The sequence below is a fragment of the Streptomyces sp. NPDC058872 genome, assembly GCF_042743065.1.
Lineage (GTDB): Bacteria > Actinomycetota > Actinomycetes > Streptomycetales > Streptomycetaceae > Streptomyces.
The window spans coordinates 1-14,791 of the sequence record NZ_JBHYMK010000053.1 but is presented as its reverse complement, the minus strand read 5'-3'; the positions used below and the strand labels follow the sequence as shown (position 1 = coordinate 14,791).

At 72.9% G+C, this 14,791-nt stretch carries 15 protein-coding genes; 6 read left to right on the top strand and 9 right to left on the bottom strand.

Annotation, left to right across the window (positions count from 1 at the left end; translation table 11 throughout):
* Positions 1-15 precede the first annotated feature (15 nt).
* Positions 16-282: a hypothetical protein gene (locus tag ACFW22_RS27580; protein ID WP_386409490.1), complete on the bottom strand. Its 267-nt coding sequence runs from the start codon at positions 280-282 to the stop codon at positions 16-18.
* Positions 283-382: 100 nt separating this feature from the next.
* Between ACFW22_RS27580 and ACFW22_RS27575 the strand changes: the two genes are divergently transcribed.
* The gene (locus ACFW22_RS27575; protein ID WP_386409488.1) at positions 383-1,171 is read left to right on the top strand and encodes an alpha/beta fold hydrolase; all 789 of its coding nucleotides are present in this window, start codon (positions 383-385) and stop codon (positions 1,169-1,171) included.
* A 157-nt stretch (positions 1,172-1,328) separates the two neighbouring features.
* Here the strand turns inward: ACFW22_RS27575 and ACFW22_RS27570 are convergent, their stop codons facing one another.
* From ACFW22_RS27570 to ACFW22_RS27560, 3 genes are all read right to left on the bottom strand, one after another.
* A complete protein-coding gene (locus tag ACFW22_RS27570) occupies positions 1,329-2,003 on the bottom strand; it encodes a response regulator (RefSeq protein ID WP_386409486.1) in 675 nt (224 codons plus the stop codon).
* Positions 2,000-3,211 (bottom strand): sensor histidine kinase, encoded by a 1,212-nt coding sequence (locus tag ACFW22_RS27565; protein ID WP_386409484.1) that lies wholly within the window; start codon positions 3,209-3,211, stop codon positions 2,000-2,002. Before ACFW22_RS27565 ends, ACFW22_RS27570 begins: the two co-directional genes overlap by 4 nt.
* Positions 3,212-3,319: 108 nt before the next feature.
* On the bottom strand, positions 3,320-4,015 hold the full coding sequence (locus ACFW22_RS27560) for a TetR/AcrR family transcriptional regulator (RefSeq protein WP_386409482.1): 696 nt from the start codon (positions 4,013-4,015) through the stop codon (positions 3,320-3,322).
* A gap of 139 nt (positions 4,016-4,154) precedes the next feature.
* On the opposite strand from ACFW22_RS27560, the gene ACFW22_RS27555 reads away from it, so the two are divergent.
* Positions 4,155-4,667 carry a nitroreductase family deazaflavin-dependent oxidoreductase gene (locus ACFW22_RS27555; RefSeq protein ID WP_386409480.1) on the top strand — a complete coding sequence of 171 codons (513 nt, stop codon included), beginning with the start codon at positions 4,155-4,157 and terminating at the stop codon, positions 4,665-4,667.
* A 33-nt stretch (positions 4,668-4,700) separates the two neighbouring features.
* Here the strand turns inward: ACFW22_RS27555 and ACFW22_RS27550 are convergent, their stop codons facing one another.
* Positions 4,701-6,188 (bottom strand): geranylgeranyl reductase family protein, encoded by a 1,488-nt coding sequence (locus ACFW22_RS27550; RefSeq protein ID WP_386409478.1) that lies wholly within the window; start codon positions 6,186-6,188, stop codon positions 4,701-4,703.
* Positions 6,189-6,350: 162 nt separating this feature from the next.
* Here ACFW22_RS27550 and ACFW22_RS27545 point away from each other — a divergent pair, with 162 nt between their 5' ends.
* Together ACFW22_RS27545 and ACFW22_RS27540 are read left to right on the top strand one after the other, a co-directional pair.
* On the top strand, positions 6,351-7,715 hold the full coding sequence (locus ACFW22_RS27545) for a dipeptidase (RefSeq protein WP_386409476.1): 1,365 nt from the start codon (positions 6,351-6,353) through the stop codon (positions 7,713-7,715).
* Between the two features lie 85 nt (positions 7,716-7,800).
* Positions 7,801-8,502: an MBL fold metallo-hydrolase gene (locus ACFW22_RS27540; RefSeq protein ID WP_386409474.1), complete on the top strand. Its 702-nt coding sequence runs from the start codon at positions 7,801-7,803 to the stop codon at positions 8,500-8,502.
* Positions 8,503-8,676: 174 nt separating this feature from the next.
* On the opposite strand, the gene ACFW22_RS27535 is transcribed toward ACFW22_RS27540, so the two are convergent.
* Both ACFW22_RS27535 and ACFW22_RS27530 read right to left on the bottom strand, forming a co-directional pair.
* Entirely contained in the window at positions 8,677-9,336 is a 660-nt protein-coding gene (locus ACFW22_RS27535; protein ID WP_386409472.1) for an MSMEG_1061 family FMN-dependent PPOX-type flavoprotein, read from the bottom strand.
* Between the two features lie 81 nt (positions 9,337-9,417).
* Positions 9,418-10,452: an NUDIX domain-containing protein gene (locus tag ACFW22_RS27530; RefSeq protein ID WP_386409470.1), complete on the bottom strand. Its 1,035-nt coding sequence runs from the start codon at positions 10,450-10,452 to the stop codon at positions 9,418-9,420.
* A 137-nt stretch (positions 10,453-10,589) separates the two neighbouring features.
* Between ACFW22_RS27530 and ACFW22_RS27525 the strand changes: the two genes are divergently transcribed.
* Entirely contained in the window at positions 10,590-10,769 is a 180-nt protein-coding gene (locus ACFW22_RS27525; protein ID WP_384885675.1) for a hypothetical protein, read from the top strand.
* Between the two features lie 172 nt (positions 10,770-10,941).
* Here the strand turns inward: ACFW22_RS27525 and ACFW22_RS27520 are convergent, their stop codons facing one another.
* Entirely contained in the window at positions 10,942-11,925 is a 984-nt protein-coding gene (locus ACFW22_RS27520) for an ROK family protein (protein ID WP_386409468.1), read from the bottom strand.
* Between the two features lie 174 nt (positions 11,926-12,099).
* Between ACFW22_RS27520 and ACFW22_RS27515 the strand changes: the two genes are divergently transcribed.
* Positions 12,100-13,080 carry a LacI family DNA-binding transcriptional regulator gene (locus tag ACFW22_RS27515; protein WP_386409560.1) on the top strand — a complete coding sequence of 327 codons (981 nt, stop codon included), beginning with the start codon at positions 12,100-12,102 and terminating at the stop codon, positions 13,078-13,080.
* Between the two features lie 255 nt (positions 13,081-13,335).
* On the opposite strand, the gene ACFW22_RS27510 is transcribed toward ACFW22_RS27515, so the two are convergent.
* Positions 13,336-14,628, bottom strand: coding sequence for a DUF6986 family protein (locus ACFW22_RS27510; RefSeq protein WP_386409466.1), 1,293 nt, complete (start codon positions 14,626-14,628; stop codon positions 13,336-13,338).
* Between the last annotated feature and the right edge of the window lie 163 nt (positions 14,629-14,791).

Here is a 14,791-nt window from a genome sequence, read left to right as displayed (position 1 = left end):
GGCACCGCGGCCGCTTCACTCCGTCCGGCGTTTCCTCAGCTCGGCGAGCCATTCCCGTATCTGCTCGTCGTCGTGCAGGTAGCCGCCGCCCGTGCCTGCGGGGAGATCCACTCCGTGGAGGAGGTTCAGTGCCCACCAGGACGATGCGTCCCAGGTGGCCGCCTCCTCCTGCACCCAGCGGGCAGCCCAGCGGTCGGCCTCGTCCCGCGACAACCGTCCCGCCGCGAGCTCGACGAAGCGAGCCTCGATGTCATCGGGGGTCGGCCGGCCTCTGTCGCGCATGCCTTCACCGTACGGGCACGGTGCCCGACCCGACACCGCGGCGGCCCCTCGGGGTCCGGCCTCCCCCGACACGGCAACGACTCGCGCGTAGCCTGGTGACATGCCGACGGTGAACGTCAACGGTGTCGAGGTCGCCTACGCGCGCACGGGTCACGGGCCGCCCCTGGTCCTCGTGCACGGAGCGGGGCTGGACGGCAGGATGTGGGAGCCGCAGCTCTCTGGGCTCTCCGCGGACTTCACCGTGGTGGCCTGGGACGAACCGGGCGCGGGGCGCTCCTCGGACCTGCCGGCCGGTTTCGGCCTGGCGGACTTCGCGCACTGTCTGGCAGCCGTGATCGAGGCGCTGCACCTCGGTCCGGCGCACCTCGCCGGGCTCTCCTGGGGCGGCACGGTCGCACTGGAGTTGTACCGCCACCACCCCGAGCTGGTCCGGACGCTGCTCCTGGTCGACACCTACGCCGGGTGGAAGGGCTCGCTCCCCCCGGAGGAGGTGGCGGTTCGGGTCGAGGGGGCCAGGAAGATGCTGGCGGTGCCGCGGGAACGGTTCGATCCGGTGCTCCCGGGGCTGTTCGCCGACGGCCCGCCCGCCGCGTTCACCGCATTGCTCGATGCCATGGCCCACGACGTGCGGCCGGAGACCATGGGGGCACAGCTGATGATGATGGCCGAGGCCGACGAACGCGACGTGCTGTCGGCGATCTCGGTGCCGACCCTGCTCCTGTGGGGCGAACTCGACGCCCGGTCGCCCTTGAGCGTCGCGCACGCCTTCGCGGAAGGGATTCCGCACGCCGACCTGGTGGTGCTCCCCGGCGTGGGGCACGTCAGCAACCTCGAAGCGCCGGAGCGCTTCAACGAGGCCGTCCGCGGGTTCTGCCGCACCCACGACTGAGCGGACCGGGTCCCTGAGGAAACCGGGCGCCGCCGGCCGCACGACGGGGCACCGGACTCCTTCCGGGCCTACCGGCGCCGCCCGTGCACACGACGGGGCAGCCGGGTCGCGGTGGGGTGCCGCGGCCGTCGCCCGGAGCCGGATCCGTGCGGCCGTCTCAGCCCAACCAGCCCGGTCGGACCAGACCCGACTCATACGCGAAGACCACGAGTTGGGCCCGGTCCCGGGCCCCCAGCTTCACCATGGCGCGGCTGACGTGGGTCTTGGCGGTGAGCGGACTGACGACGAGCCGTCGGGCGATCTCCTCGTTCGACAGGCCGATCCCGACCAGCGCCATCACCTCCCGCTCCCGCTCGGTGAGCGTGCCGAGCACCGCCGTCACCGCCGGGACCCTGGAACGGGCCGCGAACTCTTGGATCAGTCGCCGGGTGACCCCCGGAGAGAGCAGTGCGTCTCCGTGGACGACGGCGCGCACCGCCCGCAGCAGCTCCTCGGGTTCGGCGTCCTTGACGAGGAAGCCGGAGGCTCCGGAGCGGATCGCTTCGAAGACGTACTCGTCGAGTTCGAAGGTGGTCAGCATCACGACCCGAACGCCGCCGTGGTCCGGGGCGTCGACGATGCGTCGGGTCGCCTCCAGGCCGTCGAGTCTCGGCATGCGGATGTCCATGAGGACGACGTCGGGGCGCAGGGTCCCGGCCTGTTCCACCGCTTCGTCGCCGTCGGCGGCCTCCCCCACCACCTCGATGTCCGCCTGGGCGTCGAGCAGGGCGCGGAAGCCCGCACGCACCAAGGCCTGGTCGTCGGCGAGCAGGACACGGATCGCGGTCGTCACGGGGTCGCCTCCGAGCGGAGCGGGAGTACGGCACGGACGCGGAAACCACCGGACGGACGGGCACCCGCCTCGATGCTGCCGCCGAGGGCGCCCGCCCGCTCCCGCATGCCGGCCAGTCCGTTGCCGCTGCCGCCCGCCTCCGTCCCGGTGGCGGGGCCGTCGTCGTCGACCGTCAGGTCCAGCCGACCGGAGCCGTGCCGGATCCGGATCCGGGCGGTGCGGGAACCCGAGTGGCGGACCACGTTGGTGAGCGCCTCCTGCAGGATCCGGAAGGCGGCGAGGTCGGCGCCGGGCGGCAGGGCGGCGGGAGTGCCGTCGGTGGACACGGTGACGGCGAGACCGGCGGCGGCGGCCTGCTCGACCAGTTCGGGAAGGCGGGCGAGACCGGGGGCGGGGGTGCGCGGGGCGTCACCGGGGGCGCGGAGGGTGTCGAGGACCTGGCGCACCTCGCCGAGTGCCTCCTTGCTGGCGGCCCTGATGGTGGTCAGCGCCGATCGTGCCTGCTCGGGGTCGGAGTCCAGGAGGGCGAGCCCGACGCCCGCCTGCACGTTGATCACGGAGATCGAGTGGGCCAGCACGTCATGGAGCTCACGGGCGATCCGGAGCCGCTCCGCATCGGCGCGGCGACGCTCGGCGGCGACCCGCTCGGCCCTCCGCTGGTCACCCTGCTCGCGTCTGCTGCGGACCGCCTCGGAGGCGGCCAGCACGGCGACGGCAAAAGCGGCGGCGGGAAGCTCCTGCCCCCAGGGCGCGGCGCCGTCACCGGCCGGGGGGAGCCAACGGTACAGCCAGTGGGCCAGGAGGAGATGGCCGGCCCAGAGCAGGCCGACGGCCCACCAGGCGGCAGTGCGGTGGCCGTGGACGACGGCCGCGAAACAGGCCACCGCGACCAGAACGAAGACCGGGCCGTACGGATAGCCGGCCGCGAGGTAGCCGAGGGTGACGGTCACGACGGCGCACACCACCGCCACGGGCCTGCGGTGCCGGAACAGCAGGAGGGCCGAACCGAGGAGCAACAGGCCACGCCCGGCCGCGTCGAGCGCCTCCCGGTCGAACTGGTTCCGCGCGGCGAACCCGGTTCCCACCGTGACGGCGACGGCGATCAACGAGGTCGACCGCCATGGCAGCCCGGTGGCGTCCCGTTCCCCCCGTTCCCGTGGAGTGCGCCGAGACCTGCGCGACCGCCGTTCGTCGATGCCCGCGTCCATACCGGCCACGCTAGCCCGACCGCCCCGGGGTGCACGTCGGTCCAGCGGGGTGGTCGCGGCTACTCCCGGCGGAGTACGGCCGGGGCCGGGGCCGGGGCCGGGGCCGGGTCAGCCGCGCGGAAGCAGGCCCGCCTCCTGCCCCAGTCGGCGGGCCGCCGCCGAGAAGAAGGCGTCACGGTCCTCGACGACCCGGTGGAACTGGCCGAAGACCTCGAAGGAGACCAGACCGAAGAGCTGCGACCATGCCGCGACGAGTGCAACGGCGAGGGCCGGAGGGAGGTCCGGGGCGATGTCGGCGCTGATCCTGGCGGCTTCGGGACGCAGGGCGTCCGGAAGCGGTGGGAGTGCGACGCCCTCTCCCGCCTGTGCCCGACGGACGATGTCGACGAGGACGAGACCGACACGGGCGGCGGGACCGATGGTGTCCCGGGGGGCGGTGTAGCCGGGGACCGGGGAGCCGTAGATCAGGGCGTACTCGTGGGGGTGGGCCACGGCCCAGGCGCGGACCTCCCGGCAGACGGCGGTCCACCGGTCGAGGGGGCGCTCCGCGGCGTTCTCGGCGGCGGCCCGTTCGGCGGCGGCGCCGACGGCGTCATAGGCGTCGACGATCAGGGCGGTGAGCAGGTCGTCACGGCTGGGGAAGTAGCGGTAGAGCGCGGAGGACACCATGCCGAGTTCGCGGGCGACGGCTCGGAGGGAGAGCTTGGCGGCGCCTTCGGCGGCGAGTTGGGTGCGGGCCTCGTCCTTGATGGCGGCGGTGATCTCGATGCGGGCGCGGGCGCGGGCTCCTCGAACGGTCGTCATGGAGAGCAGTGTGCCACTTTCAGATCACCGAAATGAAAAGAGAGCACTGCTCTTGATTGTGGACACTGATCCGTGCACACTGATCTCAGATGAGAGCAGTGCTCTCGAATGGATTCCGCAGGATTCAGTAGGAGGCCCCATGTCCCCCCAGCCCACCACCGGCGACTCCGCCGCCCCCTCCCCCGCGGCCTCCCACGTCATGAAGCCGGGTTGGTTCACGGTGAACGTCCTCAACCGGACGGTCGCCTGGATGACCCGTCGCGGCATCAGCATCTGGGGCTCCCGGGTCCTCGCCGTCCGCGGCCGCAAGAGCGGCGAATGGCGCCGCACCCCGGTCAACTTGATGACGGTGGACGGCGTCCAGTACCTCGTCGCCCCCCGTGGTCACGTCCAATGGACCCACAACATGCGGGCCGCGGGCGGCGGACGGCTCCACCTGGGCAAGCACGTGCAGGAGTTCACCGCCGTCGAGGTGGAGGACGACGACAAGCCCGCACTGCTCCGGGCCTACCTCAAGCGTTGGAAGGCCGAGGTCGGAATCTTCTTCGGCGGTGTCGGGCCCGACTCCTCCGAAGAGGAACTCCGGGCCGTCGCCCCCCGACACCCCGTCTTCCGCATCACGACGAAGGACCCCGCCGCGCCGGAGGCATGAGCCGACCGGGGCAGCGGGGCCCGTGCCGGGGCGTCAGGCCCCTTCCGGATCCTTCGGAACGTCGGTCCCGTCCGGGTCGGACGCCGTGCGCTCGCGCCCGGTGACCCCCCGCCCCGCCGGGCCGATGCCGGTCGAGGTGTCCATCTTCCGGTCGAGGACCTCCAGCGCGCGCCGGGCCATGCCGTTCGAACGGACCATGCCGCCGAGGGTGGCGGCGCCACGGGTGATGTCGGCGAAGGCGTTCCAGGCCGGTCGCAGCCCCGTGATCGTGGCGTGCAGCAGCCCGGGCCGCCGCTCGAACACGGCGAGCATCCGTCGCCCGACGGCCATTTCGACACCGAGCCCCGCCTTGATGGCGAAGGCGTAGTTCAGGGCCTGTCGACGGGCGTCGACGGCGTCGTTCGACTCCGCGACCCGCACCGCCCACTCGCCCGCGAGCCGGCCCGAGCGGAGCGCGTACGAAATGCCCTCGCGCGTCCACGGCTCCAACAGACCGGCCGCATCGCCGCAGACCAGGACCCGCCCCCGGGAGAGCGGGGAGTCGTCCGTCCGGCAACGCGTCAGGTGCCCGGAGGAGAGCGCGGGCTCGAAGCCCGCGAGGCCGATCCGGGCGACGAAGTCCTCCATGTACCGCTTGGTGGCGGCCCCTTCGCCGCGCGCCGAGATGACGCCGACGGTCAGCGTGTCGCCCTTCGGGAACACCCAGCCGTAACTGCCCGGCAGAGGACCCCAGTCGATGAGGACGCGCCCCTTCCAGTCCTCGGCCACGGACGGCGGTACGGGAATCTCCGCCTCCAGACCCAGATCGACCTGGCCGAGCTTGACCCCCACATGGGCGCCTATCCGGCTGGCACTGCCGTCGGCTCCGACGACCGCGCGCGCAAGGACGGTCTCGCCGTCCGCGAGGACCACGGCGACGGTGCGCCGGTCCGGTACGGCCGGGCCGTGCTGCTCCACCCGGGTCACCGTCGCGCCGGTCCGCAGCTCGGCACCGGCCTTCTGTGCGTGCTCGACGAGCTGGGCGTCGAACTCGGGGCGGTTGACGAGGCCGAACAGCATCCGGCGCGAGCGGCGGGTGCGGGCGAAACGGCCGTCCATGGAGAAGGTGACGGCGTGGACCCGGTCCTGGAGGGGCAGCTCGAACCCCGGGGGGAGCGCATCGCGGGAAGGGCCGATGATGCCTCCGCCGCAGGTCTTGTACCGGGGCAACTCGGACTTCTCCAGGAGCAGCACCCGACGTCCGGCGACCGCCGCCGCATAGGCCGCGGAGGCACCGGCCGGCCCCGCACCGACGACCACGACGTCCCAGACCTCCGCCGCCCCGTCAACGGAACGCTCCGCTGCGTCGTACTCCCCCGGTGTCGACGTCCCGACGGCCGGCCCGACCGGCGGCTCGCCCGACGCACCGTCATGCGCGCCCCGCGTCGACTCGGCATCCGCGCCCTCGGCTGCGGCCTCAGGAGCCGCTCGTTCGGGCTCGGTGTGCTCCGGACCGGCGTTCTCTGCGTGCTCGCTGCTCACGATGTGCTTCTGCTCCTGATCCGACCGGTGGTCTGCTCCTGACGCATCCTACGGCGCGGTAGCCGGGGACCCGCCCGTAGGATCGTTGCTGCGTTCGCCGTACCACGACATATGACGACCGCTGTCCCACCTCGTAACGTCGCACCCACCAGGAGCGTGCCCATGACCTCGAACCCGATCGCCGAAACCGTCCGGTCGCTGATGCCCCGCGCCAAGGCGGAGCTCACCGAACTGGTCGCCTTCGAGTCGGTGGCGGACGAGGCCGTGGCCCCCCGCAGCGAGTGCGAGGGCGCGGCGAACTGGGTTGCGGACGCGCTGCGCGCCGAGGACTTCCGGGAGGTGGCGCTGCTCGACACCCCGGACGGTTCGCAGGCCGTGTACGGGATCCTGCCCGGCCCGGAAGGCTCCCCCACCGTCCTCCTCTACGCCCACTACGACGTGCAGCCCAAGCTGGATGAGTCCGCCTGGCTCAGCCCGCCGTTCGAGCTGACCGAGCGGGACGGCCGCTGGTACGGCCGCGGCACCGCCGACTGCAAGGGCGGCTTCATCATGCACCTGCTCGCGCTGCGCGCCCTCAAGGCGAACGGCGGGGTCCCGGTGACGGTCAAGGTGATCGTCGAGGGCTCGGAGGAGCAGGGGACCGGCGGTTTGGAGCGGTACGCGGAGCAGCACCCCGAGCTGTTGACCGCGGACACCATCGTGATCGGCGACGCGGGCAACTTCCGGGTGGGCCTGCCGACGGTGACCGCGACCCTGCGCGGGATGACCATGATCCGGGTGCAGATCGACACCCTGGAGGGCAATCTGCACTCCGGTCAGTTCGGCGGTGCCGCGCCCGACGCGCTGGCCGCACTGATCCGCGTGCTGGACTCGCTGCGGGGCCCGGACGGTTCCACCGCCATCGACGGACTGCCGCGCGACCAGGTGTGGGAGGGCCTCCAGTACCCGGAAGAGGACTTCCGTCAGGACGCCAAGGTGCTCGCGGGCGTGGCCCTGCCGGGTGCGGGCACGGTCGCCGACCGGATCTGGGCGCGCCCGGCGGTCACCGTCGTCGGCATCGACTGCCACCCGGTGGCAGGGGCGACCCCCTCGGTGCCGAAGTCGGCCCGCGCGCAGATCAGCCTGCGGGTGCCCCCGGGCGAGGACGCCGCCGAGGTGACGAAGCTCCTCTTCGCCCACATCGAGAAGCACACCCCGTGGAACGCCCGGGTGTCCCTGGAGCAGGTCGGTCAGGGCCAGCCCTTCCAGGCGGACACCTCCAGCCCGGCGTATGCGTCGATGGCCGAGGCGATGCGGATCGCGTACCCCGGCCAGGAGATGCAGACGGCGGGCATGGGCGGCTCGATCCCGCTGTGCAACACGCTGGCCTCGCTCTACCCGGAGTCGGAGATCCTGCTGATCGGGCTGAGCGAGCCCGAGGCCCAGATCCATGCGCCGAACGAGTCCGTCTCGCCCGAGGAACTGGAGCGACTCTCGGTCGCCGAGGCACACTTCCTCGTCAACTATGCACGTTCCAAGCAGGGTTGACACGAACTCGGGTCTTCGCTCTCGGCGAAGCTCGCCGAGGGCGAAGCCCCGCACGGAGGTCCGCGTGCATGCGTAGCTTGCTCGCATGGCATCCGTCGAACTCATCAGGATCACCCCACGGCTCCACCTCCTCGACTTCTCCATCGGCCAGGCCTACCTCTGGCAGGACGACGGGGAACTGACGCTGATCGACGCCGGTTGGGCCGGTACCGCCGACGGAACGGCGGCAGCGGTGCGCAAGGCCGGCCTGGACCCCGACCGGTTGCGCCGCATCGTGCTGACCCACTGCCACCGGGACCACGTGGGCTCGGCCCAGGAACTGGCGGACCGGTACGGGGCCGAGATCGTCGCGCACCGACGTGACGCCCCGGTGGTCAGGGGCGAGGCCCCGGTCCCCGATCCCGACCTCCTCGACTGGGAGGTCCCCCTCCACGAGCACGGCCTGACGGTGCCCGCGGCGCCGCCCACCCGGGTCGACCTCGAGGTCGACGGCGGTGAGGAACTGGACTTCGGCGACGGCGCCGTGGTGGTGCACACCCCCGGCCACACCCCCGGCTCGATCGCCCTCCACCTGCCGCGACACGGCGTGCTGTTCACCGGGGACACGGTGGCATCGGTGGGAGAGGTGACGTTCGGCGTCTTCCACGTGGACCGGTCCCTCGCCCTGGATTCGATGCGGATCCTCGCGGGATTGGCTCCGTCCGTGCTGTGCTGCGGGCACGGCGCTCCGGTGACCTCGGAGACGGCGGCCCGGTTGGAAGCGGCGGCTGCCCGGGCGAAGGCCTAGCCGGAGGGGCGGCCTCGCCGTTCGGGCACGGCCCGCACCGGCCCAGAGGCGTCACGGCGTTCCGGCGCCGCCCCGACCCACGGGACACGCCCCGGGAGCGGTGGTGGCGGCACGGCGATGCACCGCGTCCTCGGGGTCCCGGGCGGAGCCACCCGGCAAGCGCCGTTCGGCCCGTTACTCGTACCGGTACTTCAGCGAGTCCGCCTCCGCCTGCTCGATGTCGGCGATCGTCAGCTCCGGCATCCGCAACTGGGCCAGCGTCACCTCGGCCGAGGTCGGCTGGGCATCCGCCGGCAGCCACTGCTCCGGCTTCCAGGCCCCGCTGCGCAGGAGCGACTTGGGACAGTGCGGGTAGACCTCCTCGATCCCCACCACCAGCGCACTGGCCGGAGGCTTGCCCACGGCGGTCAGTTGCGACAGCAGCTCCGGGCGGGTGGAGACGCAGGCCCGGCCGTTCACCCTGAGCGTCGTCGTGCGCCCCGGGACCACGAACAGCAACCCGGCCCGTCCGGTGGCCATGACGTTCTGCAGGGTGTCCAGACGCTTGTTGCCGGTCGCGTCCGGTATGGCCACCGTCCGTGCATCCAGGACGGCGACGAACCCGGCGGGGCCGCCGCGCGGGGAAACGTCGCAGTTGCCCTCGGCGTCCGCGCTGGCGACCATGACCAGCGATGAGCAGCCGATCAACCGCCTCGTCTGCTCGGTGAGCTCGGTCATCTGCTTGCGCACGGCCGCGTCCTTCGGCAGTTCGTAGACCCGGCGCAACGCGTCCTGGTCGGACACGGCGTCGAGGCGGAGCGAGTCGAAGGCGCTGTCGGCAAGGGGTGTCGTCATGCCGACGACCCTAACGGGCCGGTCCGGGCGGAGGTCCGTGCCGGGGGACCCGCCGGCCGGCACGGACCCGGGCGAACCGCGTCACCCCACGGGGACGCCCGCCTCCAGGTTGAGGACCGTACCGCGCTCGCGGGCACGCAGCGCCCAGCGGAGGCGACGGTAGCGGACGGGGGGCAGCAGGTCGGCGGCCTCCTCCTCGGTGACGAACCGCCAGCCGCGGAGTTCGGCGCCGGGGAGGCGGAGTCGCTCGGTGTCGGCGGTCCGGAGCGTGCCGCCGTCGAAGAGGAGGCGCAGTCCGCCGTAGCCGGGGGGCTGGGGACGCTCCCAGTCGACGAGCAACAGCCTCGGCACGGAGTCGAGTTCCAGGCCGATCTCCTCGGCCACCTCGCGCATCCCGGCCCGGGCCGGGGGCTCACCGGATTCGACGACCCCTCCGGGGAACTCCCAGCCTGGCTTGTAGGTGGGGTCGACGAGCAGGAAACGGTCCTGCTCGTCGAAGAGGAGCACTCCCGCCGCGAGGGTTTCCCCGGTCGGCTCGGGCGTCTGGACGATGCCGCAGGAAGGTGCCCGGCCGTCCAGGACCGCCTCGGCCACGGCCCTGGCGGCCTCGGCCACGGTGAGGGCCGAGGTGTCGACCGGGTAGGCGTCGGCGACGAGCCAGGGAAGGGCGGCCCTGTACGCGGGGAGGTGCTGGTGGCACCAGTCCCGGACGCGGGCGTCGACCTCGGCGTCCCCGTATGCGGCCCGACCGTCGATCCGCTCCCGCAGGATCGTTTCCTCCGGGGTGAGCAGAACATGGCGGACATCGATGCGACGGGCGGCGAGTCCACCGAAGATCTCGTCCCGGTACTCCTGGCGGAGCAGGGTCATCGGGACGAGCAGGACGCCACCGACCTCGGCCAGGAGGGCCGCGGCGGTGTCCACGACGAGACGGCGCCAGATGGGCAGGTCCTGGTAGTCCGCCACCTCGGCGAGCTTCTTGGCCGGCAGGAGCTGCCGCAACCCCCCGCCGGTGACCTCCGGGTCGTACAGGGTGCTGTTCGGGATCAGATCGACCAGTTCGCGCGCGGTGCTCGACTTCCCCGCGCCGAACGTCCCGTTGATCCAGACGATCACGATTCCCCCTCTTCGATAGCCCCCAGTGGCTTGCCCGCAACACCCTGCCACGGAAACCCCCCGCGCACGTCTCGGCATGTGCGTGACATTTTCGGGCGGGGATCGTTGGAGACGGCGAGCAGGAGGGGGATGGGGAGATGGGGCGAAAGGTCCTCGAACGCTTTCCGGCCGGAGGCCCACGGGGCAGCTGGCCGGCGGAGGAATTCGCCGGCGCGCGCAGGGAAGAGGGGGTTCCGGCCCGGGTCGTGATGGACCTGGAGTCGGACGCGTTCCTGGTGATCGTCGAGCAGCGGACACCGGAGCGGCTGCGGGAGTGAACCGGTGCGGGCCCGTCGTCGACGCGGAGTTCCGGCCTCCGCCAGGAGGCCACCGGGCCGGGTTCGGCACCGCGGCGGCGACGGCCCCGAGTCGGGTGCACGGCACCCGGCGGGACGCGCCGCGGGCCCGGTGGGCCGGGCTGCGCCGAACCGTCCCGGCGGCTTCCCGGACTCAAGGAGCGTGGACGACCTCCGACCCCACCACCGGGGCATCCGTGCGGAGGACCACCGCAGCGGCACCGAGCAGGCCCGCGTCCGTGCCCGTGGCGGCGGGCACGACCGGCAGGTCACGGGTGAAGGAGAGCGCCGCATAGGTGCGGAGGCTGCGCCGGAGCGGGGCGAAGAGGACCTCACCGGCACCCGCCACCCCACCGCCGACGACGGCGACGTCGATCTCGACGAGTGCGGCGGTGGCGGCGATGCCCGCGGCGAGTGCCCGGCCCGCGCGCTCGAACGAGGCGATGGCGATCGGGTCCCCGGCGCCTGCCGCGGCGGCCACCGCCGCCGCGGACGCGTCCCCATCGGGCCCCGGCCGCCAGCCGTTCGCCAGGGCGCGGCGGGCCAGGTGCGGTCCGGCCGCGATGCGCTCGACGCAGCCTCGCCCGCCACATGCGCAGGGGTCACCGTCCAGGTCCACCGGAAGATGGCCGATGTGACCGGCGTTGCCGGTGGGCCCGGAGCGGATCCGGCCGTCGAGGACGAGGCCGCCGCCAACCCCCGTGGACACCACGAGGCACAGGGCGTTGGCATGGCCGCGAGCGGCTCCGAGCCAGTGTTCGGCGGCCGTCATCGCAACGCCGTCGCCGACGAGGGTGACCGGCCGGCCACCCGCGATCCGGGCGACCCGCTCGACGAGCGGATAGTCGCGCCAGCCCGGGACGTTGACCGGACTCACGGTGCCCCGGGAGGCGTCGACCGGCCCGGCGCTACCGATGCCGACGGCTCTCGCGGACTTCCACGACGGAGAGTCGGCGAGCTCGGTGAGCACCCCTTCGACGGCCGCCATCACGGTCTCGCCGTCCTCCTGCGCGGGCGTGGCCCGCAGCGCACGGGCACGGATGCGGCCCTCACCGTCGACCAGGGCGCCCGCGATCTTGGTTCCTCCGATGTCGAGGGCAACGACGGGGCCCGTGGCGCGGTCGGTGTGGCTGGGCACGCAAACTCCAGTCGACGGGGGGACGAAGGCCTTCCCCATCAGTTTCCCCCGACATGACAACGTTGCCCAGGGCCTATGCTCGAACCGAGATCGACTCGACACCCTCCGGAGGAAACGCACACCGTGGCCGACATCGCCAGCAGCCCCGGATCCCGCTACGGCAATCGGCCCACGATGAAGGACGTCGCCGCCCGCGCGGGCGTCGGACTCAAGACGGTGTCCCGGGTCGTCAACGGCGAGCCCGGCGTCACCGCTGACACCGAGCGCAGGGTGCGGGAAGCCATCGAGTCCCTGGGATTCCGACGGAACGACAGCGCACGCGTCCTCCGCAAGGGCAGGACCGCGACCGTCGGACTGGTCCTGGAGGACCTCGCCGACCCCTTCTACGGGCCGCTGAGCCGGGCGGTCGAGGAGGTCGCACGGGCACACGGGGCCCTGCTGTTCAACGGATCCAGCGCCGAAGACCCCGAGCGGGAGCAGGAGTTGGCGCTCGCGTTGTGCGCACGCCGGGTCGACGGCCTCGTCGTCATTCCCGCCGGCGAGGACCACCGTTACTTGGAGCCGGAGATCAAGGCAGGGATGGCAACGGTCTTCGTCGACCGGCCAGCCGGCCGGATCGATGCGGACGCCGTCCTGTCCGACAGCTTCGGCGGGGCGCACGACGGCGTGAGCCATCTGATCGCGCACGGCCACCGCCGGATCGGCTTCATCGGCGACCACCCCCGCATCCACACCGCCGCCGAACGCCTGCGCGGCTACCGCGCGGCGATGGAGCAGGCCGGGCTGCCGGTCCGGGACGCGTGGGTGTCCCTCGGGTCGACGGCTCCGGAGCGGGTGGGCACGGCGGTGCGGGAGATGCTGACGGCGCCCGAGCCGGTGACGGCCGTGTTCTCGGGGAACAACCGGGTCACGGTCACCGTGGTCCGGGTCCTCGCCGCACATCCGGAGCCGGTGGCCCTGGTCGGCTTCGACGACATCGAACTGGCCGACCTCCTCGGCGTCACGGTCGTCGCCCAGGATGCCGCCGCCCTCGGCCGGGCGGCAGCCGAATGCCTCTTCAGGCGTCTCGACGGCGCCGACGGTCCACCGGAACGGCTGGTGCTCGGCACGGCGCTCCTCGCCCGGGGCTCGGGGGAGATCAGGCCGCCGGCCTGATCTCCCCCCGGCGGCACCGGGCGCACCGGCGCCGCGCACCGCTGCGGGCCGGATCCGGTCGGACGCAGTCGTGGTGCACGCCCCCGGGAGACGGGTTTCCGCTCCGGCGAAGGGCTTCGGCCGAGCGGACGGTCGCTCGCGGCTCCCGGGGCTTCGAGCGGTCGGACGCGACGGCGACCCGGGGGTGTGCACCGATCGGCCGGTGCCGCCGACCCGCTCGACCGGGGTGCGGACAGCCGTCAGGAGGGCGGCCGTTCAGCGATCGCCGGCGGAGGTGAGGTCACCGCGCCGCGGGGCGGCGAAGCGGTCGAGGTCACTGCGGTTCATGCCGGTGAGGGCGTCGACCTCGGCGGTGTCGAGGGCGCCGCAGTCGATGCCGCGCAACAGGTAGGAGCTGAGGGCCTTGGCGGTGGCGGGCTCGTCCATGACGTCGCCGCCGGTGTGGTTGGCGTACGCGGAGAGGCGCTTGGCAGCGGCCTCGAAGCCCTCTCGGTAGAAGGCGAAGACGGCGGCGTAGCGGGTGGGGATGTGGCCCGGGTGCATGTCCCAGCCCTGGTAGTAGGCGCGGGCGAGGGCTCGACGGGTCAGGCCGTAGTGGAGGCGCCAGGCCTCGTGGACGTGCGGGGTGGTGCCGACGGGCAGGACGTTGGTGGAGCCGTCGGAGACGCGGACGCCGGTGCCCGCGGCGGCCACCTGCATGATGGCCTTGGCGTGGTCGGCAGCCGGGTGGTCACTGGCCTGGTAGGCGGCGGAGACGCCGAGGCAGGCGCTGTAGTCGAAGGTTCCGTAGTGCAGTCCGGTGGCACGGCCCTCGGCGGCGCCGATCATGCGGGCCACCGCGGCGGTGCCGTCGGCGGCCAGGATGGCCTGGCTGGTCTCGATCTGGATCTCGAAGCCGAGGCGGCCCGCATCGAGGCCGTGGGCCTTCTCGAAGGCCTCCAGGAGGCGGACGAAGGCGGTGACCTGCTCCGGGAAGGTGACCTTGGGGAGGGTGAGGACGAGCCCGTCGGGGAGGCCTCCGTGCTCCAGGAGGCCGGTGAGGAAGACGTCGGTGGTGCGGATGCCGCGGTCTCGGACGGCGGACTCCATGCACTTCATCCGGATGCCCATGTACGGGGCGGCGGTGCCCCCGGCGTACGCCTCGGAGATCAGGCGGGCGGCGCGGGCGGCGTCCTGGTCCTCGTCCCGGCCGGCGTAGCCGTCCTCGAAGTCGACCCGGAGGTCTTCGATCGGCTCGCGCTCCAGCTTGGCGCGGACGCGCCCGTAGACGTCCTCGGCGAGGGACTCGGAGAGGCCGAGGGCCGCGGCGAAGGAGGCCGGGTCGGGGGCGTGCTCGTCGAGGGCGGCGAGGGCTTGGTCACCCCAGGAGCGAACGGTCCCGGCATCGAAGGCATTGCCGGGGACGTAGACGGTGTGGACGGGCTGACGGGTGCCGGGGTCTCCCGGGTAGCGGCGGTCGAGTTCCGCGTCCACCGCTGCGAGGGAGGCGCTGATGTCCTCGCTGACCGCGCCCGCGAGGCTCGTCGACACCTTCTCCTGCTGACCCATCCTGCGTCCTCCTCTTTTCCGCTACACGGAATCAACAATCCGTATGGCGAAGTTAACGGGCTGCCGGGACTTCAGTCAATGGTTGTCCGAAACGACCGGGGGCCGGGGCGCCGCGGGGGGGGCGGCGCGCCCCCCGCCCCCCCCCACCCCCGCGGCACCCCGC